Annotated in this window: 20 protein-coding genes and 1 pseudogene; 7 read left to right on the top strand and 14 right to left on the bottom strand. The window is 54.0% G+C overall.

Going from position 1 to position 24,904, the window contains the following annotated elements:
* Positions 1-157 precede the first annotated feature (157 nt).
* The 6 genes and pseudogenes from nrfG to nrfA form a co-directional block, all read right to left on the bottom strand.
* Positions 158-778: a heme lyase NrfEFG subunit NrfG gene (gene nrfG / locus M4I31_RS21885; RefSeq protein WP_085049645.1), complete on the bottom strand. Its 621-nt coding sequence runs from the start codon at positions 776-778 to the stop codon at positions 158-160.
* Positions 775-3,004, bottom strand: a pseudogene (gene nrfF, locus M4I31_RS21890) (heme lyase NrfEFG subunit NrfF). The gene nrfG and the pseudogene nrfF overlap by 4 nt, the downstream one beginning before the upstream one ends.
* An 8-nt stretch (positions 3,005-3,012) precedes the next feature.
* Positions 3,013-3,969, bottom strand: a complete 957-nt coding sequence (nrfD, locus tag M4I31_RS21895) for a cytochrome c nitrite reductase subunit NrfD (protein WP_006688269.1) — start codon at positions 3,967-3,969, stop codon at positions 3,013-3,015.
* Positions 3,966-4,637, bottom strand: coding sequence for a cytochrome c nitrite reductase Fe-S protein (nrfC, locus tag M4I31_RS21900; protein ID WP_038636309.1), 672 nt, complete (start codon positions 4,635-4,637; stop codon positions 3,966-3,968). The genes nrfD and nrfC overlap by 4 nt, the downstream gene beginning before the upstream one ends.
* The gene (gene nrfB / locus M4I31_RS21905; RefSeq protein ID WP_005132587.1) at positions 4,634-5,200 is read right to left on the bottom strand and encodes a cytochrome c nitrite reductase pentaheme subunit; all 567 of its coding nucleotides are present in this window, start codon (positions 5,198-5,200) and stop codon (positions 4,634-4,636) included. Before nrfB ends, nrfC begins: the two co-directional genes overlap by 4 nt.
* 44 nt (positions 5,201-5,244) lie before the next feature.
* Complete coding sequence (nrfA, locus tag M4I31_RS21910; protein WP_038636304.1) at positions 5,245-6,681, bottom strand: ammonia-forming nitrite reductase cytochrome c552 subunit; 1,437 nt, start codon at positions 6,679-6,681, stop codon at positions 5,245-5,247.
* Positions 6,682-7,114: 433 nt separating this feature from the next.
* Between nrfA and acs the strand changes: the two genes are divergently transcribed.
* The 3 genes from acs to actP all read left to right on the top strand — a co-directional run bounded on the left by acs (position 7,115) and on the right by actP (position 11,270).
* On the top strand, positions 7,115-9,073 hold the full coding sequence (gene acs, locus M4I31_RS21915; RefSeq protein WP_038636301.1) for an acetate--CoA ligase: 1,959 nt from the start codon (positions 7,115-7,117) through the stop codon (positions 9,071-9,073).
* Between the two features lie 236 nt (positions 9,074-9,309).
* Positions 9,310-9,624, top strand: coding sequence for a DUF485 domain-containing protein (locus tag M4I31_RS21920; RefSeq protein WP_006688274.1), 315 nt, complete (start codon positions 9,310-9,312; stop codon positions 9,622-9,624).
* Positions 9,621-11,270, top strand: a complete 1,650-nt coding sequence (gene actP, locus M4I31_RS21925) for a cation/acetate symporter ActP (RefSeq protein WP_085049641.1) — start codon at positions 9,621-9,623, stop codon at positions 11,268-11,270. Before M4I31_RS21920 ends, actP begins: the two co-directional genes overlap by 4 nt.
* A gap of 45 nt (positions 11,271-11,315) precedes the next feature.
* Here actP and M4I31_RS21930 read toward each other — a convergent pair whose 3' ends face one another.
* Entirely contained in the window at positions 11,316-12,005 is a 690-nt protein-coding gene (locus M4I31_RS21930) for an LrgB family protein (protein WP_038636296.1), read from the bottom strand.
* Complete coding sequence (locus tag M4I31_RS21935; protein WP_038636293.1) at positions 11,998-12,408, bottom strand: CidA/LrgA family protein; 411 nt, start codon at positions 12,406-12,408, stop codon at positions 11,998-12,000. Before M4I31_RS21935 ends, M4I31_RS21930 begins: the two co-directional genes overlap by 8 nt.
* Before the next feature lie 101 nt (positions 12,409-12,509).
* On the opposite strand from M4I31_RS21935, the gene M4I31_RS21940 reads away from it, so the two are divergent.
* Positions 12,510-13,400 carry a LysR family transcriptional regulator gene (locus tag M4I31_RS21940; RefSeq protein ID WP_038636290.1) on the top strand — a complete coding sequence of 297 codons (891 nt, stop codon included), beginning with the start codon at positions 12,510-12,512 and terminating at the stop codon, positions 13,398-13,400.
* 73 nt (positions 13,401-13,473) lie between these two features.
* On the opposite strand, the gene M4I31_RS21945 is transcribed toward M4I31_RS21940, so the two are convergent.
* From M4I31_RS21945 to soxR, 4 genes are all read right to left on the bottom strand, one after another.
* The gene (locus tag M4I31_RS21945; RefSeq protein WP_085049640.1) at positions 13,474-13,965 is read right to left on the bottom strand and encodes a transposase; all 492 of its coding nucleotides are present in this window, start codon (positions 13,963-13,965) and stop codon (positions 13,474-13,476) included.
* A gap of 187 nt (positions 13,966-14,152) precedes the next feature.
* Positions 14,153-15,799 carry a Na+/H+ antiporter gene (locus M4I31_RS21950; protein ID WP_038636287.1) on the bottom strand — a complete coding sequence of 549 codons (1,647 nt, stop codon included), beginning with the start codon at positions 15,797-15,799 and terminating at the stop codon, positions 14,153-14,155.
* Between the two features lie 156 nt (positions 15,800-15,955).
* On the bottom strand, positions 15,956-17,305 hold the full coding sequence (gene ghxP, locus M4I31_RS21955) for a guanine/hypoxanthine transporter GhxP (RefSeq protein ID WP_038636284.1): 1,350 nt from the start codon (positions 17,303-17,305) through the stop codon (positions 15,956-15,958).
* A gap of 608 nt (positions 17,306-17,913) precedes the next feature.
* Positions 17,914-18,372, bottom strand: a complete 459-nt coding sequence (gene soxR / locus M4I31_RS21960) for a redox-sensitive transcriptional activator SoxR (RefSeq protein WP_003826630.1) — start codon at positions 18,370-18,372, stop codon at positions 17,914-17,916.
* Between the two features lie 86 nt (positions 18,373-18,458).
* On the opposite strand from soxR, the gene soxS reads away from it, so the two are divergent.
* A complete protein-coding gene (gene soxS / locus M4I31_RS21965) occupies positions 18,459-18,782 on the top strand; it encodes a superoxide response transcriptional regulator SoxS (RefSeq protein ID WP_005132611.1) in 324 nt (107 codons plus the stop codon).
* 2 nt (positions 18,783-18,784) lie between these two features.
* Here soxS and M4I31_RS21970 read toward each other — a convergent pair whose 3' ends face one another.
* Positions 18,785-20,371 (bottom strand): EAL domain-containing protein, encoded by a 1,587-nt coding sequence (locus tag M4I31_RS21970; RefSeq protein ID WP_085049639.1) that lies wholly within the window; start codon positions 20,369-20,371, stop codon positions 18,785-18,787.
* A 551-nt stretch (positions 20,372-20,922) separates the two neighbouring features.
* Here M4I31_RS21970 and M4I31_RS21975 point away from each other — a divergent pair.
* On the top strand, positions 20,923-21,204 hold the full coding sequence (locus tag M4I31_RS21975; protein WP_038636276.1) for a YjcB family protein: 282 nt from the start codon (positions 20,923-20,925) through the stop codon (positions 21,202-21,204).
* A 65-nt stretch (positions 21,205-21,269) separates the two neighbouring features.
* Here M4I31_RS21975 and ssb1 read toward each other — a convergent pair whose 3' ends face one another.
* Positions 21,270-21,794, bottom strand: a complete 525-nt coding sequence (ssb1, locus tag M4I31_RS21980) for a single-stranded DNA-binding protein SSB1 (RefSeq protein WP_003826621.1) — start codon at positions 21,792-21,794, stop codon at positions 21,270-21,272.
* Between the two features lie 251 nt (positions 21,795-22,045).
* Here ssb1 and uvrA point away from each other — a divergent pair, with 251 nt between their 5' ends.
* The gene (gene uvrA / locus M4I31_RS21985; RefSeq protein ID WP_085049638.1) at positions 22,046-24,868 is read left to right on the top strand and encodes an excinuclease ABC subunit UvrA; all 2,823 of its coding nucleotides are present in this window, start codon (positions 22,046-22,048) and stop codon (positions 24,866-24,868) included.
* Positions 24,869-24,904 lie beyond the last annotated feature (36 nt).

The raw sequence follows: 24,904 nt of genomic DNA on the forward strand, positions 1-24,904 counted from the left end.
GCAATTTTATCGGGGTAATGATGAATAACTTTTTGTTATAAAAGAATTTTAATATGTTCAAAAATGAAGAAGTCAGGGCATGAGTTTTTTTTGCTCGCTTGTTCGTTTGCCTGTTTTTTAAACAGGCAAAATGATACAAATCACAAATAAAACAAATTTATTTTTGCCGATTCTGCAACAACTTCGCCATATTAATAGAGTCAATGAGCTGTGCCCGATTCACCCTCGGCGAGTTTAAATCCATAACCTTTTGCCACACTGAGATAGCCTGGGCGTAGTCTGCCTGCATAAACGCATCGGAAGCTAACAGCATCAGCGCAGTGACCTCTGCCGGGTCCAGCGCCAGAGCCTTATCAATCATCTCGCGGGTGGGCGGCGTCATATGTTGCCCGGCCTGATAGTACAGCACCGTCGCCAGCGCGGAATAGATTTCGGCGTTTTCACCGCGTATACGCAGCGCCTGCTCGTAGGCCAGCAGCGCATTATGATACGCGTTTTGCCACAGATAGTACTCACCCAGTTGCGCCCATTTCACTGCGTCCTGCGGATTCGCACGAATTTGCGATTGCAGAGAAAATAGCTGTTTTTCCTGAATATTTTCATCAGAAAAAGCATGTAAGGGGTCAGCCAGACGCGCCTGCTCCTGACGTGCCGCCTGCCATTTTGGCGTTAACAGGTAACCGCCGATGCAGGCCACCACCATCAGCACCGCCGCAGCAGCCAGCCGCTTCACGGGCATGGGACGTAACGGCGCAGTGGAATGTTCGGCCTGGCTCATTGCTCATCCTCTTCTGCGTGCTGACGCTTCCTCACCTGCCAGACCACCACGCCCACCAGCAATAACAGCAGGCACGGCAGCGCCCACAACAGCAGCGTTTGCTCATTCAACGGCGGGTTGTAGCGCACGAAATCACCGTAACGCTCGGTCATCCAGGCGGTGATTTCTGCTTCGCTTTTACCTTCAGCAACCATGCTGTAAACCTGATGGCGCATACTGACCGCCACGGGCGCATTGGATTCCAGCAAGTTCTGGTTCTGACACTGCGGACAGCGCAACTGACTGGCAATAGACAGCGCTTTCTCCTGCTGCTGCGGGTTGGCAAACGTCCAGGTGTCCACCACCTGGGCATGCGTAGTGAAAGTAATGAAAAACTGGAGGATCGTTAAGAGTAAAAACGTTCTGCCGGATGGCGCTACGCTTATCCGGCCTACGGTTTGCGCCCCCTGTAGGCCGGATAAGGCGTTTACGCCGCCATCCGGCAATGCTGTGATTAATTTACGCATCATGCTTCCTCCCCCGCCATGCGCTCAGCAGCGCGCCAAACACCATCAACAATCCCCCTCCCCAGATCCAACGCACGCCAGACTGCACGTATAAGCGCATGGCGTAACGGTCCGGTCCGGTTTTTTCTCCCATCACCGCGTACCAGTCATGCATCAGATTCCAGCGGATACCCGGCTCCATCATCTGTTGACGACGCGCGGCATAGAAGCGCCTTTCGGGCTGCAGGCTACCGATACGCTGCTCATTTTGCCACAACGTGATCAGCGCTTTTTCACTGGTGTAGTTGCCTTTGGCTTCCAGGTCGAGACGCTCAAAACGGAAAATGTAGCCCGCAAGCGCGACCTGCTGCCCGGGGCTCAGATTCAGGCTTATCTCCTGACGACTACCGCTGGAAAAAACGATCCCAGCCGCAAATACCAATACCCCGGCATGCGCCAGCAGTGCCGGAAGCTGACAACGCAAAGAGACTTTGCGGCTTCTGATCGTTGCCAGCACGATAACCAGCAGCATCAGCAGCCCAAACGGCAGGGTGGCGCGGTTAAAGTACGGCGCGCCAACGGAGAGCCTTCCCCAGCCGAACAACCCGTAAATCATCGGATAGAGCGTGCCAATCAGCACAATCAGTAGCACCGCGCAAAAAAGTAATAGCGCGACCAGAATCAGCATCTCGCGCGACCAGCCGCCAAAACGCGCATTCTGGCGAATTTGCTGGCCTCGCCAGGCGTACAACCCCAGCGACGCCAGGCTCAATACGCTAAACAGCGCAAACAGCGGCGCGGCGCGCACGTTATCCAACGCAAAGGCATGTACCGAAACAAGAATGCCGGAACGCACAATCAGCGTCCCCAGCAGCGATAAGATCAGCGTGACAATCGCCAGCAGCAGCGACCAGTGGCGGAAGATCCCACGCTGACGCGTGACAAACAGGCTATGCAGCAGCGCGCTGGCGGAGAGCCAGGGTAATAAGGAGGCATTTTCGACCGGGTCCCAGAACCACCACCCCCCCCAGCCCAGCTCGCAGTAGGCCCACCAGGAACCGAGGATTATCCCCAGCGTCAGCGCGCACCAGCCGGGCAACGCCCAGCGCCAGCACACCCAGGCGCTTTGCGCGTTAAAGTCACCGCGCAGTAGCGAGGCCAGCGCCACGCCCGCGGCTACCATCAAACCACCGTAACCCAGGTACAGCAGCGGCGGGTGGAGGATTAACCCAAGATGTTGCAGCATCGGGTTAAGGTCCCGTCCTTCTATAGCAGGCGGGAAAATACGCACGAAGGGATCGGACCAGACCACCACAAACAGCAGCAACAGGGCCGTCACCATTGACAGGACGCTGAGCGTCAGCGGAAACAGTGGATCAGAATCACGCCGATAGCACAGAGCGAACAGCGCGCTCCAGCCGGAAAGAAAGAGCACCCACAACAGCAGCGACCCTTCATGGCCGCCCCAAACCGCCGCCAGTTTTAATCCCCACGGCAGCAGGCTGTAGCTGTGCTGAGCAACATAGACCACCGAAAAGTCGCTGGTCAGAAAGCAGAATACCAGAATGGCAAAAGCCAGCAGCAGCAGCGCAAACTGCGTCCATACGCCCACGCTTGCCAGGCGCATCACGCCCTGCCAGCGCTGGCGGACACCCACCAACACGGCAAGTGGGGTCAACACGTTGACCCCGAGGCTTAATAACAGTGCCAGAAAACCGGCTTCAGGAAGGAGAACGTCCAGATATCACCTTACGCAACGGTTAGCTGACCCGCATAGAGAATGAAAAAGCGCAGCAACAGTACGCCGGTCAGGCTGGCGCCGCAGACTGCCAATACGCCATGAAACGTCGAACTGCGGTTGGCCCAGGGTTTTAGCAGCATCGGCAGTATCAGCCCAAGCCCAGCCACGCCAAGCCAGAACCACCAGGTCCAGAATCCGCCGCCCAGCGCCGCCGCCAGCGCGCGCATTTTGCCGTCATCGCCCAGCGCCAGACCGACGAAGAACGCCGCCAGCAGGAAGATCTCCAGCCATACCACCGGGACCTCCATGCGATGCACAAAGTGCGCTTCAGTGCTGTGCGGGTTGCTACGATGGCGTAACGCCATGGCGATCAGCGCCACCGCCGCGCCGGAGGAGATCCCGGAGAACAGGAACAGTACCGGCAGGATCGGGTTATTCAGGAACGGGTAGGACTTCAGCGCCGACAGCAAAAACCCGGTGTACGCCCCAAGCAGAACCGCCAGCACCAGCATTAACGTCTCCAGTGCACGGTGGAACGGCGTTATCAGCGTCAACGCTTTCTGCACGATCCCTAACCGCGGCAGCCAACGCTGCTGCAGGGCAATCACCTCTTTTTCAAAGATTTTTGCCAACCACAGCACCAGGACCACCATATACAACTGGAACAGCATGACCCCCATCGACATCACCGAGGTGAAGCTGTAGTGGAACATCAGTTTCCAGAAGGTCCATGGCCGCGTCAGGTGGAATACCAGAATCAGCAGACCGAAGATAATCGCCCCCGGCCCTAACACCAGCGTGGTGCGCAGCAGCGTGCTGTCCGAACCGCCCGCCTCAGGATGGAAACGACGCAGCAGAATCGCCAACGTAACCAGTCCGGCGGAGATGCCAATCAGGAACAGATAGATGGCGATGGGCCAGTCCCACACCAGTGATTCAAAATGAAATGCAGAAGCGGGTGTCATTGGCTCACCTCCCCATATTTAAAGGGAACGCGGTAGACCTTCGGTTTTGTGCCCAGCGCCAGCTTGTAACGGTAGGTGGTTTTCTGCTGCAACAAACGGGAGATATCGCTGTTGGGATCGTCCAGATTACCAAACGTCAGCGCCTTCGTCGGGCATGACTCAACGCAGGCGGGCTGTTTGCCCGCTTTCAGGTTGGTTTTCCGGCAGAAATCGCATTTATCCGCCGTTTTGCTCACCGGATGGATAAAGCGCACGCGATAAGGACACGCGGCGATACAGTACTGACAGCCAACGCAAAGATCAGGGTTCACATCCACAATGCCATTGGCGGCATCGCGATACGATGCCCCCGTCGGGCAGACGTCAACGCAGGGGGCATGGTCGCAATGCTGGCACGAGTGGCGGAAAAAGCGATATTTCACATCAGGAAACGTCCCCTGCGGCTCGCTGCGAATAATCGTCAGACGCGATACGCCTTCCGGTACATTGTTGACTTCCCGACAAGCATCCATGCAGGCCGTGCAGCCGATGCATAATGACTCATCGTGTACCATTCCGTAACGCACGCCGTTGATATTCAGCGTCTTCGCCACAACGCGTCCCGCCGTCCCGCTCACTGCCACCAGCGCGCCGACGCCGGTGATAAACTGGCGACGAGAGCAACTCATGGATGCTCCTTAAGCAACGGAACCGACGCCGGGTTAAAGTTCGGATTGTTACGCTGATCGCTGTGGCAATCGACGCAAATCTTGATCCGTCCTTTATCGCTTAACGTCTGCATCGTGTCTTGCTTCGGATGCAGTGAGTGACAACTGGCGCACGCCACTTTTGTGACGTGGACATCGTGCGGCCAGAACGCTTTTTGCAACTGCTCAGGCAGGTGACAGGACATACAGACGCTGTTCTGCTGCTCCACATTATACATTGGCTCATTAAAGCGCATCACATCCTTCACCCCTTCGCGGTGGTTCGGTGACGGCTGGCCGTGACAGTTGGTGCAGGTGACCGGCAGTTTGTTGTTCGGGTTAATGACTTCCGCATGTTTACCATGCATGCCTTCGGTATCCGGCTTGTGACAATCCAGACAGGCAGCATCCGGATTACGCTGCTGAGTAACCGTCCAGCGTTGATCCGACTCCTGCGGCGTTGGCGTGGCAGTGATTCCACTCAGGCTCCAGAACAGGCCTGACGCCAGCACCCCAGCAGTTAATAACGAACGTAATACGCTCATATTCACTCCGTTGAGTTATCCGCCCCTTACGGGGCGAAATGGGGTTATTGGCTTAACAGACCGTTTTTACGCGCCTGCTCTTCCCACTGCGGAATCACCGTTTTGATGAAGTCCTGCTTCTCAGCATTGATTTGCTGCATGTTCAGACCAATCGCCGCCTGGGCTTTCTCTTTGGTAGAGATATCCGGTAACGGGATTTCATGCGTGATGCCTTTGGTCGCCAGCAGACGAACCAGTTTGGTACGTGCGTCGGCGGCTTTATCCATTGCGCTACCCAGCATCCGCAGACCTTCTTCCGGCGCATGCATGTGAATACCGTGTGAGGCGATAGACAGGTCCCAGCGCCATTGTGCGTGACGGATATCTTCCAGAATCGGCTTCATTTCCGCTTCGGTCGCACCCGCATCCCATGCGGCTTTCGCTTCGAAGTGCGCATGTACCAGTTGATCTTCAACCTTGATTTTCAGGTCATGAATGGCCTGTTTACGCTCGGCGACCACTTTTTGCAGGGACGCTTTGTCCTGGGTATGGCAGTTCGCACAGGTCTGGGCGAAGTTATCGAACGGATTACCAATCTTGTGATCGGTATAGATCTTACCTTCCGCGTTTTGCACTTTCGGCATGTGGCAGTCGATACAGGTCACGTTGTTCTTACCGTGAATGCCCGCGCTCCAGGTTTCATATTCCGGGTGCTGCGCTTTCAGCATCGGGGTTTTGGACAGAGAGTTAGTCCAGTCAGAGAAGGCGATGGTGTCGTAGTATTTCTCCATGTTCTCGACTTTCATACCCTCATCCCACGGGAACTTAACGGCTTTGTTCTTACCGTCGAAGTAGTACTCCACGTGGCACTGGCCGCAGACCATGGATTGCTGATCAAAGCGACCGGCTTTCTCAAACGGTTTGCCGATGGCTTCCATCGCGCGCTCAGCGTAAGGACGCGACAGCGTCAGCTCAGGCTTGCCTTTGGCGAAGTCCGGCGACGCGGTGTTATGGCAATCTGCACAACCGAGGTTGTTAACAATTTCCGGACCGCCGCGCGCCCATTTACCGTGGAAGTAACCATCTTCACCGTCTTTCTGGATCAGACGCGCCACATCCGGGCTTTTACAGCTCCAGCAAGCCATCGGCAGCGGGCCGTCTTCTGCTGTTTTAGGTGCGCCGGTACGTAAGGTTTCACGTACATCGGTCACCGCATACGCGTGCCCGCGCGGTTTGTTGTAATCGCGCGAGAATGGATATCCCGCCCACAGGATCACCAGACGCGGATCTTCTGCCAGCGCATCTTCACGGGCTGATTGCTCAGACGTGGCTTTCCAGGAGAGGTATTGATCGGGATGCTGAGGGGCGAAGGTTTCATTCTTCGCTTCAACGGTGACGGTCTTTGCGGGTACAGGAGTTTGTTCAGCGTGAACAGCAGAGATAAATAATAAAGGTAATAACAGGCTGAAGAAACGGCGTACGCGTGATTTTGTCCTTGCCATAGGGGTCTCATCCAGATGACGCCATTATCTGCAATGGCGGTTCTTTTATTGTTTTCCATAACAGCAACCACACGAATACTGTCATGACATTGCTCCCCCCAATTTGTAACAAGAAACCACACTGAAAATGTTGTCTTTAATCAATTGTAAGTGTATGTAAAATACCACTTTGGAGTTAGTTACCCCCTCAAACCACTCACTCTTTTGTTTAATTCTGAGACAGATCACCTTTTCAACAATTCTCAGATAACCCCATGTTATCGCGAGAATTAATCAATTTTTGCTAGTTCTCTTCAAAATTCAGTTTGTCGCTAATTTGCACAATTCGTTTATTGCGTGATCTGCCGCCCAAATACTAAACAAAACTCGCAAAGCCCCTACATTTAACGTTTATGCGACATATTATTAACATCCTACAAGGAGAACAAAAGCCATGAGCCAAATACATAAACACGCTATTCCCGCAAACATTGCGGATCGTTGCCTGATAAATCCGGAGCAGTACGAAGCGAAGTACCAGCAATCTGTTAACGAACCCGACACATTTTGGGGCGAGCAGGGAAAGATTCTTGATTGGATCAAGCCGTACAGCCAGGTGAAGAACACCTCGTTTGCGCCAGGCAACGTCTCTATTAAATGGTATGAGGATGGCACGCTAAACCTGGCGGCGAACTGCCTTGACCGTCACCTGCAGGCAAATGGCGATCGTACCGCCATCATCTGGGAAGGCGACGACGCCAGCCAAAGCAAACATATTACCTACCGCGAGCTGCATCGCGATGTCTGTCGTTTTGCCAATACGTTACTGGATTTAGGCATTAAAAAAGGTGATGTGGTGGCTATTTATATGCCGATGGTGCCGGAAGCGGCGGTCGCCATGCTGGCCTGTGCCCGTATTGGCGCGGTGCATTCGGTCATCTTCGGTGGTTTCTCCCCGGAAGCCGTCGCCGGACGTATCATCGACTCCAATTCTCGCCTGGTGATCACCGCCGATGAAGGCGTGCGCGCCGGACGCGCTATCCCGTTGAAAAAGAACGTCGATGATGCGTTGAAAAACCCGAACGTGAAAAGCGTCGAACACGTTATCGTTCTCAAACGTACCGGTGGAAAAACGGAATGGCAGGAAGGTCGTGACCTGTGGTGGTCCGATCTTATCGAGAAAGCCAGCCCGGAACATCAGCCGGAAGAGATGAACGCCGAAGATCCGCTGTTTATCCTGTACACCTCCGGGTCAACCGGCAAGCCGAAGGGCGTGCTGCACACCACCGGCGGATATCTGGTCTACGCCGCAACCACCTTTAAGTACGTGTTTGACTACCATCAGGGCGATATCTATTGGTGTACCGCTGACGTGGGTTGGGTAACCGGGCACAGCTACCTGCTGTACGGTCCGCTGGCCTGCGGCGCAACCACGCTGATGTTCGAAGGCGTGCCCAACTGGCCTACCCCGGCGCGTATGGCGCAGGTTGTGGATAAGCACCAGGTCAATATTCTGTATACCGCGCCGACCGCCATCCGCGCTCTGATGGCAGAAGGCGATAAAGCGATTGAAGGTACTGACCGTTCGTCGCTGCGCATCCTGGGTTCCGTTGGCGAGCCAATCAACCCGGAAGCGTGGGAGTGGTACTGGAAGAAGATCGGCAACGAAAAATGTCCGGTCGTCGATACTTGGTGGCAGACCGAAACCGGTGGATTCATGATCACCCCGCTGCCGGGCGCCACCGAGCTGAAAGCCGGTTCCGCTACCCGTCCGTTCTTTGGCGTGCAGCCTGCGATTGTCGATAACGAAGGTAATCCGCTGGAAGGCGCAACCGAAGGCAACCTGGTGATTATTGACTCGTGGCCAGGCCAGGCGAGAACGCTGTTTGGCGATCATGAACGTTTTGAACAGACCTACTTCTCTACCTTCAAGAATATGTACTTCAGCGGCGACGGCGCACGCCGTGATGAAGATGGTTATTACTGGATCACCGGACGTGTGGACGATGTGCTAAACGTCTCTGGTCACCGTCTGGGCACGGCAGAAATCGAATCGGCGCTGGTGTCGCATCCGAAGATTGCCGAAGCCGCGGTGGTCGGTATTCCGCATAATATTAAAGGCCAGGCGATCTACGCCTACGTCACGCTGAATCACGGCGAAGAACCGTCGCCTGAGTTGTATGCCGAAGTTCGCAACTGGGTGCGTAAAGAAATTGGCCCGCTGGCAACGCCAGATGTGCTGCACTGGACCGATTCACTGCCGAAAACCCGCTCCGGCAAAATTATGCGCCGCATTCTGCGCAAAATCGCGGCGGGCGATACCAGCAATCTGGGCGATACCTCAACCCTCGCCGATCCAGGCGTCGTTGAGAAACTGCTCGAAGAGAAGCAGGCCATCGCGATGCCATCATAACCATAACCGTGAAATGCCCGATGGCGCGCTGCTTATCGGGCCTACAAATCCTATCCCTACCCCTCCCCTGAGCGGGAGGGAAATATAAAAACCCTCCCCCAAAGGATTTCGTGTTACAGGAAGGCGGCAAGCGAGCACATCCCCAGGAGCATAGTTCACTATGTGACTGGGGTGGGCGAGTGCGGCCAACGAACCTGTAGCGCGAAAGACGCAGGGGACCTCTGGAGAGCTCTGTGATGAATGACAATATTTATCAGCGGATAGAAGACAGTGCGCGTTTCAGGGAGTTAGTTGAAAAACGGCAACGGTTTGCCACCATTCTGTCCATCATCATGCTGGCAGTTTACATCAGCTTTATTTTACTGATTGCCTTTGCGCCTGGTTGGCTGGGTACTCCGCTGCACGCGGGAACCAGCGTCACCCGGGGTATTCCGATTGGGGTCGGCGTGATCCTTATCTCCTTCATCCTGACCGGGATCTATATCTGGCGGGCAAACGGTGAATTCGATCGCCTGAACAATGCGGTTCTGCACGAGGTTAAAGCATCATGAAGAGAGTCCTGACGGCGCTTGCCGCCACGCTGCCCTTCGCCGCAAACGCGGCGGATGCTATAAGCGGAGCAGTCCAACGCCAGCCAACCAACTGGCAGGCGATTATCATGTTCCTGATTTTCGTCATCTTTACGCTTGGTATTACCTACTGGGCGTCTAAACGCGTGCGTTCGCGTAATGACTACTACACCGCTGGCGGTAACATCACCGGCTTCCAGAACGGGCTGGCGATTGCAGGCGACTATATGTCTGCTGCATCGTTCCTCGGGATTTCCGCGCTGGTCTTTACCTCCGGTTATGACGGACTGATTTACTCGCTCGGCTTCCTGGTCGGCTGGCCGATTATCCTGTTCCTGATTGCTGAACGCCTGCGTAACCTTGGTCGCTACACCTTTGCCGACGTGGCCTCTTATCGCCTGAAACAAGGTCCGATTCGTATTCTCTCGGCGTGTGGTTCCCTGGTGGTGGTCGCGCTGTATCTGATCGCGCAGATGGTCGGCGCGGGTAAACTGATTGAGCTGCTGTTTGGCCTGAACTACCACATTGCCGTCGTGCTGGTTGGCGTATTGATGATGATGTACGTCCTGTTTGGCGGCATGCTGGCAACCACCTGGGTACAGATCATTAAAGCCGTTCTGTTGCTGTTCGGCGCCAGCTTTATGGCCTTTATGGTGATGAAGCACGTCGGCTTTAGTTTCAACAATCTGTTCACCGAAGCGATGGCGGTACACCCGAAAGGTTCAGCCATTATGAGCCCGGGGGGGCTGGTGAAAGATCCGATCTCCGCGCTGTCGTTAGGTCTCGGTCTGATGTTTGGTACGGCTGGCTTACCGCACATCCTGATGCGTTTCTTCACGGTCAGCGATGCCCGCGAAGCGCGTAAGAGCGTGTTCTATGCCACCGGTTTTATGGGTTATTTCTACATCCTGACCTTTATCATCGGCTTTGGCGCGATCATGCTCGTTGGCGCGAACCCTGTGTATAAAGACGCTGCTGGCGCGCTTATCGGCGGTAACAACATGGCGGCGGTACACCTGGCGAATGCGGTGGGCGGGAACCTGTTCCTCGGTTTCATCTCGGCAGTGGCGTTTGCCACCATTCTGGCAGTGGTTGCTGGTTTGACGCTGGCGGGCGCATCGGCAGTTTCTCACGACCTGTACGCCAACGTATTCCGCAAAGGCGCAACCGAGCGCGAAGAGCTGAAGGTGTCGAAAATTACCGTACTGGTGCTGGGTGTGGTTGCCATCGTGCTCGGCGTGCTGTTCGAAAACCAGAACATCGCCTTCATGGTGGGACTGGCATTTGCTATCGCAGCCAGCTGTAACTTCCCCATCATTCTGCTCTCCATGTACTGGTCAAAACTGACCACGCGTGGCGCAATGATGGGCGGCTGGTTAGGTCTCCTGACGGCCGTCGTGCTGATGGTGCTTGGTCCAACAATTTGGGTACAAATCCTGGGTCACGAAAAAGCCATTTTCCCGTATGAATATCCGGCGCTGTTCTCCATCAGCGTAGCGTTCCTCGGGATCTGGTTCTTCTCTGCCACCGATAACTCAGAAGAAGGTAACCGCGAACGCGAGCAGTTCCGTGCTCAGTTCATCCGTTCCCAGACCGGGTATGGCGTAGAACAAGGTCGCGCGCACTAATCTTCCCTCTCCTCCGGCTTCCGGGCCGGAGGATTACTGCCTTTCTCAGAACATCAGCCTTGCGACCAGCGGCGATACCAGCACCATCACCACACCGGAAAGCATCATCACCAGGCTAGCCACTACGCCCTCCTGTTGGCCGAGCTCATATGAGCGAGCCGTGCCTGCGCCGTGCGATGCTGCGCCAAAACCTGCGCCTTTCGCCATCCCTTCGCGAATAGAGAGCCGCAAAAACAGCACATCGCCGACCGCCATCCCGAATACGCCCGTCACGACCACGAACAATGCCACCAGATCCGGCTGACCGCCCAATGGCTCTGCCGCCGCCAGCGCAAATGGCGTAGTAACGGACCGCACCGCCAGACTGCGCTGAATTTCATCAGGCAGCATAAACAGGCGCGCCAACCAGACGGAACTGGTGACCGCCACCAGTGTCGCCGTCACCACACCCGCCGTCAGCGACATCCAGTGACGTTTAATCACGGCGAGGTTGTCATAAACCGGAACGGCGAAGGCAATGGTTGCGGGACCTAGCAGCCATAGCAGCCAGTGCGATTCACCAATATAGTTTTGCCAGGAGATATGTCCAAAGACCAACATCAGCACCAACAGCGCCGGAGTAAGCACTAACGGCATCAGCGGTAATTTACGAAAGCGGCGATACAGGCGCTTGTTGGCAAAATAGATGCCCAGCGTAATCACCAGACACAGCACGCTTAACTGGAAATTACTCACGGTTTAACCTGCTCATTTCATAGCGATACACTTTATCCACGACCCATGCCGTTGCGCCGAGCACCATCATCGTACTTATCGCAATAACGGCAAAAATACGCCATCCATCAACCAGTAGCAGTTGCGTATAGTTAACGACGGCGACCACCGCCGGGACAAAAAACAACAGCATTTCAGCCAGTAACCAGCGAGCGCCTGCGCGGATCCAGTTCAGCGGGATAACCCGGCAGACAATCAACGCCAGCATCAGCACCATCCCAACCAGGTTGGCAGGAAGCGGCAGATGCAGCCAGGAGACAAGATATTGAGCAAAAACAAAGAGACCTGCGTACAACAGAACCTGAACGGGGATCTGGAGTCGATGAATAACGGCAGGCGTCACGCGGCTTATCGCCACAGCCATGAGGGTATGTCCTTAAAAAATAGAGAGCGCCAGTATAGAGAGCCCCCGTCCAGGACTGAAATGAATTAAAATCATTGCAGGCATAGTCTTAAGGAATAATCATGGATATCAGAACGCTGCGATATTTTGTTGAGGTGGTGCGTCAGCAGAGCTTTACCCGCGCAGCGGAGAAACTCTTTGTCACCCAGCCCACTATCAGCAAAATGTTGAAGAACCTTGAAGACGAGCTTAATTGCACGTTGCTCATCCGCGACGGACGGCGGCTGTTGTTGACCGATACCGGCCAGGTCGTGTTCGAACGCGGCCTGGCGATCCTCGCCGAGTTCCGCCAGCTCGAAGCAGAACTCAGCGACATTAATCACCTCAACAAGGGAATATTGCGCCTCGGTATCCCGCCCATGGTGGGTATGTTGATGGCTGGCCCCATCAGCCTTTTTCGCCAGCGTTATCCCGGCGTGGAACTGAAAGTGTCTGAATTTGGCGGTTTAACCGTCCAGCAGGCGGTGATGAACGGCGATCTGGATGTTGCGATGACCGCGTTGCCGGTTGAAGAAGAGAGCGGTCTGGCGACCTTACCACTTTTCAGTCATCCGCTCTGCGTGCTGGTCCCCCGCTCCGGTCAATGGACAACGTGCGACTCCATTTCCCCCGAAGCGCTGGCGGAGCATCCGCTGCTTATCTACAACGAAGATTTCGCGTTGAGCCGTCAACTGCTTGAGTTGTTTAACCAGCACAACGTAAAACCGCGTATCGCTGTGCGCAGCGGGCAGTGGGATTTTCTGGCGGCAATGGTGCAAGCCGGCGTCGGGATCGCCATTTTACCGGAGCCGATTTGCCAGCGGTTGGATAAGCAAACGCTGCGCTGGATCCCTCTGGAAAGCGACTTACGCTGGCAGTTGGGCATGATTTGGCGCGAAGGTGTGTATCTGTCGCACAGCGCCCAGGCGTGGCTGAAATGCTGCGAAGGGTTTTGGTTAACGCAGGAGTCGTAAAATGCCGGATGCGGCTTAACGCCTTATCCGGCCTACAACGAGCTTCCCCGTAGGCCTGATAAGCGTAGCACCATCAGGCACGTTCACCCGCATTAAAATCCATTATTTCACCTGCCCAATTTTGCGGGAACAAACCACGCCTCACATCGCGATGAAATGTTGAAAAAGGCCATGTCTGTACCTGTTTTACCCACCCGTGCTTCACTGGGTTAATGTAAATATAATCAACATGCTGGCGATAATCGTGCTCATCGCGGAGAGTGTGTTCCCAAAAGCGAGGTTGCCAAATATGTTGGGCAGACAACGATCGAGTGAAATGCTTCTTAATTTCCCGCCAGCGGGATGAAAAATCAGCGTCATTTTCAGGCAAAGTCCAGATGCAATGCATATGCTCAGGCAATACGACCCATGCATTGATCCGAAATGGTCTGGCCGTTTTGACCGCAGCGATTGCACACCGAAGCGCGTGAATGTTGGCTGTCAGAAGCTGGCTTCGACGGTCCTGCAGATTCACCGTAAAAAACCAGGTTCCTCCGTTGATGTAATTTCGTCGATAGTTGGACATGTTTCCCCCTTTTCTCAACCGTATGGAGAAAAGAGGGAATCGACAAGACAAGCAGATCAGTTCAGGAAAGCGGCTCGCAAATTACATGATGGATAATTTTTTGTAGGCCTGATAAGCGCAGCGCCATCAGGCACATCTTTCGCCGGATGCGGCTTAACGCCTTATCCGGCCTACAACGAGCTTCCTTTTATTGGTTCTCAATCAACAGCGCTTCCAGCAAATCCAGATCGTGCAATAGCTTTTGCAGCGTTTCATTGCTGATTTCACGCGTGGCGCGCAGATGATAAAGCTCGGCGCGTTCTGAACGCAGCGCCGCCAGGCGGAACCGTCGCTCCAGGTTCTCTTCCTGCATTGAGCTTTCTACATCGTTTCGCCCATCGGCGCGACGACGCAGGTTACCAATGACACGGGAGCTCACCTCAGTCAGTAGCTGATTATCAATATTCTCTTCGCTATCCGCAGCCAGACGCTCCTCCATTTTCTGGATCGCGACAATCGCGACTTCCGCCGTGGCAGCACGGGCAATGCGCTCCTCTTTTTGCTGTTGCGAGTGGTCTGCAACTTCCAGATGCTGTAGCAGAATCGGCAGCATCACCACGCCGACAAACAGCGAGAACAGAATCACGCCCGCGGCGAGGAAGATCAGCTCATAACGCGCCGGGAAGCCGCTCCCGTCCGGTAACAACAGAGGAATGGAGAGCACACCGGCGAGGGTAATGGCCCCGCGAACTCCCGCAAAGGAGGCAATCAGGATTTCACGCGTCGTCCAGGAGCCAAACTCCATCGGCTTTTTCTTCAGGAAGCGCAGGCTGAACTTCTTCATGGTCCACAGCCAGCCAAAACGTACCAACATCAGCGCGGCATAAATCAGCACGATATCGGTAAACAGCATCCAGATTTCAACGTTCGGATCGACTTCCGCCGCCGCCAAAGATGACTCCAGAATGCCCGGCAACTGCAGTCCTAACAACAAGAAGACCATGCCGTTAAACACAAACTCCAGCATCGCCCAGGTGCTGTTAGCACGTAAACGCATCGCCAACGGCGCGCGGCGCATCACGCCGGAGCGGGTAATCGTCATCCCGGCAGCAACCGCCGCGAGAATGCCTGAAACACCGATGTGTTCCGCAATCAGATAAGACGCAAACGGCAGCAGGAACAGCAGGACGATTTGCGTTGCCGGCTCATCACCGCCCCAACGGCTAAGAAAACGCAGGGAGCGTCCGTATAACCAACTGACGACAAAACCGGCCAGGATGCCGCCAACCGCCACTTTGAAGAACTCAAGCGTCGCGCCGCCGACGGTAAACACCATCGTGCCCATCGCCACGGCAACGGCAAATTTCAACGAGACCAGGCCGGACGCGTCGTTCATCAACGCTTCGCCCTGCAGGATACCCATGATTTTCTTCGGGATGCGCCCCTCACCCACAATACCGGAAAGGGCGACGGCATCGGTTGGCGACAGCACGGCAGCCAGCGCAAAAGCAGGGATGAGAGGGATCCCCGGCACCAGCCAGTAAATCATAAAGCCAATCCCGACCACCGTGACCAGAACCAGCGCCAGCGCAAGGCCGAAAATCTCTCGCCCGTGCTCCAGAAACTCACGCGTCGGCGTCTTCCAGCCATCGGCAAACAGCAGCGGCGGGATAAATAGCACCAGAAACAGCTCAGGATCGAATTCCACATGCAAACCAAACGTCGGCCACGCCAGCAAGGCGCCGATGGCGATCTGCATAAGGGGTAATGGGAGTTGGAAGGGCAATACGCGAGTAAATACCCCCGACAGCGAGACCACAAGGGTCATGATGAGTATGGTGAAAAAGATTTCCATGCGTTCCCTGTTTGCGATGTTTCTTATGATTGGTGAAAAAGGCGTCGTGCCTTAATTCTATCTACTTGAGAGTATCGCAAAAGACAACGAGTGTGTTCTGAAAATAAAAACGGGCGGCCTGGGCCACCCGTTTTCAGGAGCGTCATCGACGTAAAATCAAATAGCCCAACCGCCCGCGTAAAAGGCCACCAGCGCGATAGCAATCACCACCGTACCGATGTTCAGTTTGCGCCATTCGCCAGAGACAATGCGACCAATGACCAGGGTAGCAAAACCAATCATAATGCCGGTAACGATGTTACAGGTCAGGACGATAAATACAGCAGTGACCAGACCCGCCATCGCGTCGACAAAGTCAGCAAAGTCGATTTTCGCCACGTTGCTCAGCATCAGCAGCCCCACATACATCAGCGCAGGCGCCGTTGCGTAAACAGGAACAAGATAAGAGAGCGGAGAAAGGAACAGGATCAGCAGGAACAATACGCCAACGGTGATCGCCGTCAGGCCGGTCTTGCCGCCTGCCGCCGTACCCGCTGCGGATTCAATGTAAACCGCCGCCGGTGCAGCCCCTACCAGACCAGAAAACACGCTGCTCAGGGAGTCGGTGGTCAGCGCTTTGCCGCCATCGATAATTTGTCCGTCTTTATCCAGCAGATTCGCCTGTCCGGCTACCGCGCGGATGGTTCCGGTCGCATCGAAGACCGCGGTCATAACCAGCGCCAGCACGCTCGGCAGAACGATCGGGTTCAGTGCGCCCATAATATCCAGGCTGCCGATCAGCGAGTTGCCGTTTTCATCGCTCAGTGACGGCATGGCAAAAATACCGGAGAAATGCACGGCCGGATCGAAAATCAGGCCGACGATGGAGATACCGATAATGGTCAGCAGGATGCCGCCCGGTACTTTCAGTTTTTCAAGACCAATAATCACCGCCAGACCAACCAGCGACATAATCACCGGGAAGGTATCGAAGTCGCCCAGCGCAACCGGCAGGCCGTCCAGCGGGTTCTTAATCACCAGACCAACGCCATTGGCCGCAATCAATAGCAGGAACAGGCCGATACCAATCCCCGTACCGTGCGCAACGCCCTGCGGCAGATTGCGCAGGATCCAGCTACGGATACCGGTCGCAGAAATGATGGTAAACAGAACCCCCATCAGGAACACCGCGCCCAGCGCTACGGGCACGCTAATATGTTGTCCCAGTACCAGGCTGAATGCGGTAAACGCGGTCAGCGAAATGGCGCAGCCAATCGCCAACGGCAGGTTCGCCCACAGGCCCATCACAATAGAACCGACGCCCGCAACCAGACAGGTTGCCACAAACACAGCGGCAGGCGGGAATCCGGCTTTACCCAGCATCCCCGGAACCACGATAACGGAGTAGACCATGGCCAGGAACGTCGTTAATCCGGCAACGACTTCTTGACGAACGGTACTGCCGCGATGCGAAATTTTAAACCAGGCGTCGAGTGAACCGCCGGTACGCGCTGAAGGCGTAGACATAGAAAACATCCCCTGAGAGTTTATTTTTTCGTCATTATGCGTGGTGGACAATCCACTGCCTGCTAAACGATTTCTCCATGTGCCAGCTTTGCGTCAATAGGGGTGTCGCAAAAAAGCAAACGTTTAGCTCCGCGCATAAAAAACGGGTGATAAAAAAAAGCAAACGATTATCCAGCGATCATACGTTGGTTTTCAACTGAACTTTGCCGCTTTTTACTCATTTCTTCTTATAATGCGCAAGAAATAGCCAGACGATGCGCAAACGTTATCGTCAATGCGCAATCTGGCAACAAATTTCGCTGAGTTATTACAAGATTTGCATTTATTTTTCACGCCTGCTCGCGCAAAAAATGCATGAAGATGCGGAAAAATTTTTGGCTAAAAAGCAATCAATTTACTGGCAAATAGAGAGGGGTGGCTTACACTTACATTATCAACACAGACCGGAACCTCCCCAAACGTGCTCGACTGAGGGGTGTTGATGTCGGGGGAAACCCTCCCGTGAACCAACGGGATAGAGTGAAAGACAAAGACCGGAACCAAACTAAAGCGCCCTCTGTGGCGCTTTAGTTTTATACCCGTTATATCCGCCACATACTTTAAACCAATCAATCATCTTCCAGCAGGCGCGCCCCGGTCCCCTGCTCGCCAAGCTGATCGCCAGGGTTACGCAACGGGCAATCACTGCGGGATAAACAGCCGCAGCCAATACACCCATCCAGCTCATCGCGTAACGCCACCAGAGTATGAATGCGTCGGTCTAACTCCTCGCGCCATTGCGAAGAGAGCTGCTTCCACTCTTTGGCACTGAGCGAATGCCCTTCAGGTAATACACCTAACGCGTCGCCGATCGTGGCCAGTGGAATGCCGATACGTTGGGCAATCTTGATAATCGCGACATAACGCAACACATCGCGTTTGTATCGACGCTGATTGCCGCTGTTGCGCATACTGCTGATTAATCCTTTGCTTTCATAGAAATGCAGGGTCGATACCGCCACACCGCTACGCTTTGCAACTTCACCTGGCGTGAGCAACGCTTTTATCCGGGGTAATTTCTTTTCCATAAATCGCTTTACCTCAAGTTAACTTGAGGAATTATACTCGCCCACAGACAAAACGACGAATCGAACACTGAGAAAGAGGCAACTCTATGTCCCATCAGCAGATTATTCAGACCCTTATTGAATGGATTGATGAACATATCGATCAACCGCTGAACATTGAGGCGGTTGCGAAAAAATCAGGTTACTCAAAGTGGTATTTGCAGAGAATGTTCCGCACGGTGATGCGTCAGACGCTGGGTGACTACATCCGCCAACGTCGGCTTCTGCTGGCCGCCGTTGAACTACGGACGACCGAACGGCCTATATTCGATATTGCGATGGATCTTGGCTATGTATCGCAGCAAACCTTCTCGCGCGTATTTCGCCGAGAGTTTGATCGTACTCCCAGCGATTACCGCCACCGCCTGTAAAATTATTGCCCGCTCTGCGTCAGTATGGCGGGCGAGCGTTTTATCCAATGCATGAACTCCTGCGGCGGCAGCGCCTTCGCAAAATACCAGCCCTGGCAATACTGTACGCCGTGTTCAAGCAACCACCCGATTTGCTCCGCCGTTTCCACCCCTTCCGCAATCGTCTTCAGCTTTAAGCTTTGCGCCATCTCGATGATATGTTCGGCAATCAAGTGACTGGTGCTGTTAGTGGCCAGCGTGCTAATAAACGATTTGTCGATCTTCAGGATATCGATATTCAACGCTGACAAATTATGGAGGTTGGAATATCCCGTGCCAAAATCGTCAAACGCCACTTCAAAACCGGCCTGCCGAAACGCCTGGATGATGGGTGTCATTTTATGTACATCGATAAAGCCGCGCTCCGTCACCTCAACTTTAATTTGCTGGGCCGCCACGGAGTATTCATGGTTTTTTTCGGCAATCAGAGCAATCAGTCGGGATGAATGAAAGTCAGAAGCCGAGAGGTTAATCGAGATATACAACTGAGGATTCGCCGAAAGAAAAGCCCCTAAATCTTTGAAGACCTCCTCAACAACGTAATCCGTGATCTGCTCAATCATCCCCTCTTTTTCCGCCAGCGGAATAAACTCCGTCGGGCTCATCACCTCACCGTTACAGCCTGGCCAGCGTAGCAAAGCCTCGGCACCGACACATTGTCCATTTTTGATGTCAATGATCGGCTGATAGTACAGACAAAGCTGACGTTTCTTGATCGCACGTTTTAATAAGCGGCGGGGAGAGAGGTATTCCTGACGCGTACGCCACCACATGAGCAGTATCAGGATGCTGCAGATAATCCCAAAGGGGATCGTTAACGCCGCCTCATGATAGAAAATCTGATTCACACGAGCGTCGGAGGTCGAAACAATAATCGCGATGGGGCGTTTTTCTGAATGTACGATGGTATAGAATCGCTCGCCCTGCTGGAATGTTGAGGATTCACCGCTTATCAGCGGCGAGAACTGCGCAATATTCGCCCCTTCGCTGGCAGAGAAAAAGGTGTCCGTTACCGTGTCATACACTCCCCAGGACAGATCCGGATCATCAGACATGACTTCGCTGTAAGATAATGGATTGATGACGACAACGTAGTTTCCTCGTTGCATGTACGTCATTTTGTAGCCAGCGAAAAAGGGGGTGTCGCGGTAGTAATAGATGAAGACGTCTGGCGCGCGTTTATAGTCGGCTGTCGCCATAATATATGGGACTCGCGGCATCATTGACGTAGAGCACAAAAAATGATCGCCCTGCGCATAAATTAGCTCACTGATATATAAACGACCACGAATAATATTCAGCATACTTTTCTGATGGGCAGGGGTACACATCTTACCCTGATACAATTGGGCCATATCACGCGCTAAATCAGCCTGGAGGATCACCAATTCCGTTTTATTTAACACCAGTTGAGCAAAAGAGCTGAGTTGATTACGGGTTTCGGACATCGCCCGGATGTGAGCAAACCATAACGCCAGCACCACGGGGAGCAATACCACCATGAATGTTCCGAAGAACTTCAGCATCTTGCGTCGCGCACTGTGATTCATGTCAGCCCTATTTCCCTGTTTCGTATATGCCAGAACCCATTAGGCGGGATGCTATAAACACTGACTGATTAAGTTGCATGAATCTATCATTATTAGCAACAGACTTCTCTATGTAAAAGTCTGATAATAGATGATGCTGATATTATTTTTCCGTAAGGCAAACTCAAAGTTATGCTTATTTCATAACATTATTATCAATAAGTAGTAATTTTTTATGAGCATTATCCTGGTCGTGTTTAAGAAATTCATTAAATTTCTTAACGAATAATTTAGGATAAACATAACAGGTAATCCATATGCATCTTTTTATTAGATTATTTGTTATCGTTTTTTTTATTAAAAATAACCATGCAAATAACATGGTTATTATCCTGCAAAAATAACCTCTAACACTGGTGAACAAACGAGCAAATGTGATATAGTTCACACAATTCATGTAACAGAAACAATGTTTCATTCGTGTTATTGCCCGTCGAGAGCCAGAGTACTACACCCTCGGTGAACACCCCCGCGCTGTCATGGGCATCAAGACTTTCTGAGGACGTTTTTTCATGGCAACGATAACAACTGGCGTGGTTCTTCTGCGATGGCAGCTACTCAGCGCGGTGCTGATGTTTTTAGCCAGCACGCTCAATATCCGTTTTCGTAAATCAGATTATATTGGCCTGGCCGTCATTAGTAGCGGTTTGGGACTGGTTTTCGCCTGCTGGTTTGCAACCGGGCTGCTCGGCATAACCCTGGTGGATATGTCCGCAATCTGGAAGAACATTGAAAACGTGATGGTTGAAGTGATGAGCCACACACCGCCAGACTGGCCGATGGTGTTGAACTGATAAAAAATTACATATGGCTACCCCTGTTATGAGGTAGCCATAATTTTTCGTATAAAGCAGAAAAATTAGAACGGAATATCGTCGTCGAAATCCATCGGCGGCTCGTTAGACGGCGCTGCCGGAGCTGACTGCTGCGGGCGAGACTGCGCGCCGCCGCTGAACTGATTGCCGCCCTGCGGCTGCTGAGGCTGACCCCAACCGCCCTGCTGCTGACCGCCACCTGCCGGAGCACCACCACCCTGACGACCACCCAGCATTTGCATGGTGCCGCCAACGTTAACCACAACTTCAGTGGTGTACTTTTCTACGCCGGACTGATCGGTCCATTTGCGGGTACGCAGCTGGCCTTCGATATAGACCTGAGAACCTTTACGCAGATATTCGCTGGCTACTTCCGCCAGTTTGCCGAACAGCACGACACGGTGCCATTCAGTCTGCTCTTTCATTTCGCCGGTCGCTTTATCACGCCAGGATTCGGAAGTAGCCAGCGTAATGTTGGCAACTGCGCCACCATTCGGCATATAGCGTACTTCCGGGTCCTGGCCCAGATTACCGACGAGAATCACCTTGTTTACGCCTCTGCTGGCCATGATCGTGTCTCCTGAAAAACGTTACTGAATAAGTGTAAGCGCGGGATTGTAGCATTTCCAATAGCGCTTTTACTACGTTGCGAGATCGATTCCAGTAAACAACCCCGGATAGACATTGTTGCACAGACACCTGCGTTTTGCATTCCAATACTGTATATCCATTCAGGTCAGGTTGTGTCATAATTAACCGTTTGTGATCGCCGGTAGCACCATGCAGCCAGGCAAAAAAGCGTTTAATCCGGGAAAGATGAATGGATAAGATCGAAGTTCGGGGCGCCCGCACCCATAATCTCAAAAACATCAACCTCGTCATCCCGCGCGACAAGCTGATTGTCGTCACCGGGCTTTCGGGCTCAGGCAAATCTTCGCTCGCTTTCGACACCTTGTATGCCGAAGGACAGCGTCGTTACGTTGAATCCCTTTCCGCGTACGCGCGTCAGTTTCTGTCACTGATGGAAAAGCCGGATGTCGACCACATTGAGGGGCTGTCTCCCGCCATCTCAATCGAGCAAAAATCGACATCCCATAACCCGCGATCCACGGTAGGTACGATTACCGAAATTCACGACTATCTGCGCCTGCTGTTTGCCCGCGTTGGCGAACCGCGCTGCCCGGATCACGACGTTCCCCTGGCGGCGCAGACCGTGAGTCAGATGGTGGACAACGTCCTGTCGCAGCCGGAAGGCAAGCGTCTGATGCTGCTGGCGCCGATAATTAAAGAGCGTAAAGGCGAGCACACCAAAACGCTGGAAAACCTGGCGGGTCAGGGCTATATCCGTGCCCGTATCGACGGGGAAGTGTGCGACCTGTCCGATCCGCCCAAGCTTGAGCTGCAAAAGAAACACACCATTGAAGTGGTGATTGACCGCTTTAAAGTACGTGGCGATCTCACCCAGCGCCTGGCGGAATCGTTTGAAACCGCGCTGGAACTGTCCGGCGGTACGGCAGTGGTTGCCGATATGGACGACCCGAAAGCGGAAGAGCTGCTGTTCTCTGCCAACTTCGCCTGCCCGATCTGCGGCTACAGCATGCGCGAACTGGAACCGCGTCTGTTTTCATTCAACAACCCGGCGGGCGCATGCCCGACCTGTGACGGCCTCGGCGTACAACAGTATTTCGATCCTGACCGGGTGATTCAAAACCCGGAACTGTCGCTGGCCGGTGGCGCTATCCGCGGCTGGGATCGCCGCAACTTCTACTACTTCCAGATGCTTAAGTCACTGGCGGAACACTATAAATTCGACGTCGAAGCCCCATGGGCCAGCCTGAACCCCGCCGTGCATAAAGTGGTGCTGTACGGTTCCGGTAAAGAGAATATCGAATTTAAATACATGAACGATCGCGGCGATACGTCCGTACGTCGCCATCCGTTCGAAGGCGTATTGCACAATATGGAGCGCCGTTATAAAGAGACGGAATCCAGCGCGGTACGCGAGGAATTAGCCAAATTCATCAGCAACCGCCCGTGCGCCAGCTGTGAAGGGACGCGTTTGCGCCGGGAAGCCCGCCACGTATTTGTTGAAAATACGCCGCTGCCCGCAATTTCCGACATGAGCATCGGTCATGCGATGGATTTCTTCAACAACCTGAAGCTTGCCGGCCAGCGAGCGAAGATTGCAGAGAAAATTCTTAAAGAGATTGGCGATCGTCTGAAATTCCTGGTCAACGTCGGCCTCAACTACCTGACGCTGTCACGTTCAGCGGAAACGCTCTCCGGCGGCGAAGCCCAGCGTATTCGTCTGGCAAGCCAGATCGGCGCGGGTCTGGTCGGCGTGATGTACGTCCTGGATGAACCGTCTATTGGTCTGCATCAGCGCGATAACGAACGTCTGTTGGGCACGCTCATCCATCTGCGTAATCTGGGTAATACCGTGATTGTGGTCGAGCACGATGAAGATGCGATTCGCGCCGCTGACCACGTTATCGATATCGGCCCGGGCGCTGGCGTTCACGGCGGCCAGGTGGTTGCCGAAGGGACGCTCGACGACATCATGGCGGTGCCTGAGTCGCTGACCGGCCAGTACATGAGCGGTAAGCGTAAAATTGAAGTACCGAAACAGCGCGTGGCGGCCGATCCGGAAAAAGTGCTGAAGCTTACCGGCGCGCGCGGCAACAACCTGAAAGATGTCACCCTGACGCTGCCGGTTGGCCTGTTCACCTGCATTACCGGGGTTTCTGGTTCCGGTAAATCGACGCTGATCAACGACACGCTGTTCCCGATTGCGCAGACAGCGCTGAACGGCGCCACGCTGGCTGAACCTGCGCCGTACCGCGATGTTCAGGGCCTGGAACATTTCGACAAAGTGATCGACATTGACCAAAGCCCGATTGGTCGTACTCCGCGATCCAACCCGGCAACCTACACCGGTGTGTTTACGCCGGTGCGCGAACTGTTTGCTGGCGTACCAGAGTCCCGCGCGCGCGGTTACACGCCGGGTCGTTTCAGCTTTAACGTTCGCGGCGGACGCTGTGAAGCCTGTCAGGGCGACGGCGTGATCAAAGTTGAAATGCACTTCCTGCCGGATATCTACGTGCCGTGCGACCAGTGTAAAGGCAAGCGCTATAACCGCGAAACGCTGGAGATTAAGTACAAGGGCAAGACCATCCACGAAGTGCTGGATATGACCATTGAAGAAGCACGCGAGTTCTTCGATGCCGTCCCGGCGCTGGCGCGTAAGCTACAAACGCTGATGGACGTGGGCCTGACGTATATCCGTCTCGGCCAGTCGGCCACTACGCTCTCCGGCGGCGAAGCGCAGCGCGTGAAGCTGGCGCGCGAACTGTCAAAACGCGGCACCGGGCAGACGTTGTATATCCTTGATGAACCGACCACCGGTCTGCATTTTGCGGATATTCAGCAGTTACTGGACGTGCTGCATCAGTTGCGCGATCAGGGCAACACCATCGTGGTGATTGAGCACAATCTGGACGTAATCAAAACCGCTGACTGGATTGTCGATCTCGGTCCGGAAGGCGGTAGCGGCGGCGGGGAAATTCTGGTCTCCGGCACGCCAGAAACGGTCGCTGAGTGTGAAGCTTCACACACGGCCCGCTTCCTCAAACCGCTGTTGTAATTGCGCAACACTTATCTGGCCTACAGAATATGCATA

Source organism: Citrobacter sp. XT1-2-2 (assembly GCF_023516235.1).
Lineage (GTDB): Bacteria > Pseudomonadota > Gammaproteobacteria > Enterobacterales > Enterobacteriaceae > Citrobacter > Citrobacter werkmanii.

What these genes read in the sequence shown, in the direction of transcription:
- nrfB (WP_005132587.1), bottom strand. Translation starts at nt 5,200, where the DNA reads ATGAGCGTATTACGTTCGTTATTAACTGCTGGGGTGCTGGCGTCAGGC.
- M4I31_RS21945 (WP_085049640.1), bottom strand. Translation starts at nt 13,965, where the DNA reads ATGTCCAACTATCGACGAAATTACATCAACGGAGGAACCTGGTTTTTT.
- actP (WP_085049641.1), top strand. Translation starts at nt 9,621, where the DNA reads ATGAAGAGAGTCCTGACGGCGCTTGCCGCCACGCTGCCCTTCGCCGCA.
- M4I31_RS21935 (WP_038636293.1), bottom strand. Translation starts at nt 12,408, where the DNA reads ATGGCTGTGGCGATAAGCCGCGTGACGCCTGCCGTTATTCATCGACTC.
- uvrA (WP_085049638.1), top strand. Translation starts at nt 22,046, where the DNA reads ATGGATAAGATCGAAGTTCGGGGCGCCCGCACCCATAATCTCAAAAAC.
- soxR (WP_003826630.1), bottom strand. Translation starts at nt 18,372, where the DNA reads ATGGAAAAGAAATTACCCCGGATAAAAGCGTTGCTCACGCCAGGTGAA.
- M4I31_RS21975 (WP_038636276.1), top strand. Translation starts at nt 20,923, where the DNA reads ATGGCAACGATAACAACTGGCGTGGTTCTTCTGCGATGGCAGCTACTC.
- acs (WP_038636301.1), top strand. Translation starts at nt 7,115, where the DNA reads ATGAGCCAAATACATAAACACGCTATTCCCGCAAACATTGCGGATCGT.
- M4I31_RS21950 (WP_038636287.1), bottom strand. Translation starts at nt 15,799, where the DNA reads ATGGAAATCTTTTTCACCATACTCATCATGACCCTTGTGGTCTCGCTG.
- nrfA (WP_038636304.1), bottom strand. Translation starts at nt 6,681, where the DNA reads ATGGCAAGGACAAAATCACGCGTACGCCGTTTCTTCAGCCTGTTATTA.
- ssb1 (WP_003826621.1), bottom strand. Translation starts at nt 21,794, where the DNA reads ATGGCCAGCAGAGGCGTAAACAAGGTGATTCTCGTCGGTAATCTGGGC.
- soxS (WP_005132611.1), top strand. Translation starts at nt 18,459, where the DNA reads ATGTCCCATCAGCAGATTATTCAGACCCTTATTGAATGGATTGATGAA.
- nrfC (WP_038636309.1), bottom strand. Translation starts at nt 4,637, where the DNA reads ATGAGTTGCTCTCGTCGCCAGTTTATCACCGGCGTCGGCGCGCTGGTG.
- M4I31_RS21920 (WP_006688274.1), top strand. Translation starts at nt 9,310, where the DNA reads ATGAATGACAATATTTATCAGCGGATAGAAGACAGTGCGCGTTTCAGG.
- nrfD (WP_006688269.1), bottom strand. Translation starts at nt 3,969, where the DNA reads ATGACACCCGCTTCTGCATTTCATTTTGAATCACTGGTGTGGGACTGG.
- M4I31_RS21970 (WP_085049639.1), bottom strand. Translation starts at nt 20,371, where the DNA reads ATGAATCACAGTGCGCGACGCAAGATGCTGAAGTTCTTCGGAACATTC.
- M4I31_RS21940 (WP_038636290.1), top strand. Translation starts at nt 12,510, where the DNA reads ATGGATATCAGAACGCTGCGATATTTTGTTGAGGTGGTGCGTCAGCAG.
- nrfG (WP_085049645.1), bottom strand. Translation starts at nt 778, where the DNA reads ATGAGCCAGGCCGAACATTCCACTGCGCCGTTACGTCCCATGCCCGTG.
- ghxP (WP_038636284.1), bottom strand. Translation starts at nt 17,305, where the DNA reads ATGTCTACGCCTTCAGCGCGTACCGGCGGTTCACTCGACGCCTGGTTT.